The sequence below is a fragment of the Acidimicrobiales bacterium genome, assembly GCA_036273495.1.
In the GTDB taxonomy this organism is placed as follows: Bacteria; Actinomycetota; Acidimicrobiia; order Acidimicrobiales; family JAJPHE01; genus DASSEU01.
In genome coordinates, this window is record DASUHN010000339.1 from 1 (window position 1) to 2,151 (window position 2,151).

The following is a 2,151-nucleotide window of genomic DNA, read 5'->3' on the forward strand; positions in this document are numbered from 1 at the left end:
TGAGGAGGATGAAGTCGTCGATGGCGTCGTGGTCGAAGGACACCTCACCGCGGATCACGTCCGAGACGACCGTCTTGCCCGGCCGGGGGACGCGGAAGCGCAGGGCGCGCCCGGGACCTGCTTCCAGGCCGCGGTCGGCGCAGAAGGCGTCGTACCCTGGCGTCGCACCCTTCTCCTTGCGGGCCTCGACCTGGTCGCGCGTGCAGTCGCAGTAGTAGGCGCGGCCCTCGGCGTGGAGCCGGAGACCGGCGGCGCGGTGCAGATCGGCGTACTCCGACTGGAAGAACGGCCCCTCGTCCCAGTCGAGGCCGAGCCACTTCATGGCCGAGACGATCCCGTCGACCCACTCCGGCTGGTTGCGCTCCCGGTCGGTGTCCTCGATCCGGAGGATGAAAACACCGTGGTTCCGTCGGGCGTACAACCAGTTGTACAGGGCCGTCCGTGCTCCCCCTACATGGAAGTAGCCGGTCGGCGAGGGGGCCATCCTGACCCGCACCGGGGGAACCATCAGGCAGAGGCTACCGGGGACGCCACCCCCCGGTCAGCCGAGGAGCCGCTTGGAGATGACGACCCTTTGCACCTGGTTGGTGCCCTCGTAGATCTGCGTCACCTTGGCGTCCCGCAGGATCCGCTCGACCGGAAAGTCCCTGGTGTACCCGTTGCCCCCGAGCAGCTGGACGGCGTCCACCGCCGCGGCCATGGCGATGTCCGACGCGAAGCATTTGGCCATGGCGCCCACACTCGTCAGGTCGTGACCGCCGTAGCCGGCGTCGACCCGGTCCACGACCGCGCACGCCTGGTAGACGAGGGCACGGGCGGCCTCGATGCGCATGGCCATGTCCGCCACCATGAACCGGAGGCCCTGGAACTCGGCCAGAAGCTGGCCGAACTGCTCTCGCTGGCGCAGGTAGTCCGTGGCGTGGTCGAGGGCGCCCTGGGCCAGACCCAGGGCCTGGGCCCCGATCGTGGGTCGGGAGCGGTCCAGGGTGGCCATCGCCATGTAGAAGCCCTCGCCCTCCTCTCCGATCAGGTTGGAGGCCGGGATCCGCACGTCGTCGAAGACGATCTCCCCCGTCGGGCTCCCTCTCATCCCGAGCTTGTCCTCGAGCTTCGCCACCTGGACGCCCCGGTCGGCCTCGACGAGGAAGCAGCTGATACCCCGGTGCCCGGCGGTGGGGTCGGTCTTGGCGAACACGGTGTAGGTGTCCGAGACACCGGCGTTGGTGATCCAGTGCTTCGAGCCTGAGATCACGTACTCGTCGCCGTCCCGCACCGCCCGGGTCTTCATCCCCGCCACGTCGGAGCCGGCATCGGCCTCCGAGAGGCAGTAGCTGCCCTGGGCCTCCCCCACCGCCACCCGGGGCAGGTGGCGGCGCTTGAGCTCCTCCGAGCCCCACCGCATCACCGGGATCATGGACAACTTGGAGATCAGGATGAACAGGCTCGAGGAGCCGCAGACCCGCGCCATCTCCTCCACCATGATCGCCTGGGTCACGTGGTCGGCCCCGGCGCCGCCGTACTCCGCCGGGATCCCGAGCGCCGGCAGCTCCAGAGCCGAGCAGTCCTTGAAGTTCTCCCAGGGAAACTGGCCCGCCCGGTCCACCTCGGCGGCCCTCGGGGCCAGCTTTTCGAGGCCGAACTGGCGCATGGTGGCGCGGAACTCGAGCTGCTCCTCGGAAAGGGTCATGAGCTGGCCGGGCGCGGGCTCGACGGCGGGCGGGGAAAGGGCGGACGACATGGACCCCAGTCTGCCCCGGCGGGCGCCCGGGTAGCCTCTGGTCCCATGACGACCACCACGACCGCCGAGGACCTGGTCCGCAGCCAGGTCGACCGGTTGCTGTCGGAGCACGACCCCAAGACCGAGGAGCCGGCGGCGTTCTGGGGCGCCCAGTTCGACCACGGGCTGGCCTGGGTGCACTTCCCGGAGGGTTACGGTGGGCTCGGCGTCAGTCCCGGCCTGCAGGAGATAGCCAACAGCGCCCTGCGCCGCGCCGGCGGCCCGAGCAACGCCATGCGCAACCCCATCGGCCTCGGCATGGGCGCCCCCACCGTGCTGACCCACGGCAGCGAGGACCAGAAGCGTCGGTACCTGCGGCCGCTGTTCACCTGCGAGGAGGTCTGGTGCCAGCTCTTCTCCGAGCCCGGCGCCGG

3 protein-coding genes are annotated in these 2,151 nt (G+C 70.2%); 1 reads left to right on the plus strand and 2 read right to left on the minus strand.

Going from position 1 to position 2,151, the window contains the following annotated elements:
- Nucleotides 1–508, minus strand: a 508-nt coding sequence (locus VFW24_14545; GenBank protein HEX5267981.1) for a glutamate--tRNA ligase family protein, incomplete at its 3' end; no start/stop codon positions are given.
- A 33-nt stretch (nt 509–541) separates the two neighbouring features.
- Nucleotides 542–1,738, minus strand: a complete 1,197-nt coding sequence (locus VFW24_14550; protein HEX5267982.1) for an acyl-CoA dehydrogenase family protein — start codon at nt 1,736–1,738, stop codon at nt 542–544.
- Nucleotides 1,739–1,783: 45 nt separating this feature from the next.
- Between VFW24_14550 and VFW24_14555 the strand changes: the two genes are divergently transcribed.
- Nucleotides 1,784–2,151, plus strand: a 368-nt coding sequence (locus tag VFW24_14555; protein ID HEX5267983.1) for an acyl-CoA dehydrogenase family protein, incomplete at its 3' end; no start/stop codon positions are given.